Below are 207 nucleotides of genomic sequence, written 5' to 3'. Positions count from 1 at the left end.
AAATCCATGGTGCGTAATCTTATGAAAGCAGGGTATGAACTTCATATTTATGCCCGGACAAAAGCAAAAGTCGAGGACGTGATCGGGGAAGGAGCGATCTTTCATGAAACGATTTCCGAGTGCGTAAAAGACTGCGAGGCAGTGATTACGATCGTAGGATTTCCGCAGGATGTAGAAGAAGTATATTTCGACAGCGGAAATATTTTG

1 protein-coding gene is annotated in these 207 nt (G+C 43.5%); it reads left to right on the top strand.

Annotated features, from left to right (window positions below; translation table 11 throughout):
* Window positions 1-6 precede the first annotated feature (6 nt).
* Window positions 7-207, top strand: a 201-nt coding sequence (locus tag NE619_RS18780) for an NAD(P)-binding domain-containing protein (RefSeq protein WP_330640899.1), incomplete at its 3' end; no start/stop codon positions are given.

Source organism: Anaerovorax odorimutans (genome assembly GCF_024459955.1).
Classification (GTDB): Bacteria; Bacillota; Clostridia; order Peptostreptococcales; family Anaerovoracaceae; genus Hominibacterium; species Hominibacterium odorimutans_A.
This window is presented reverse-complemented; position numbering and strand designations above follow the sequence as displayed.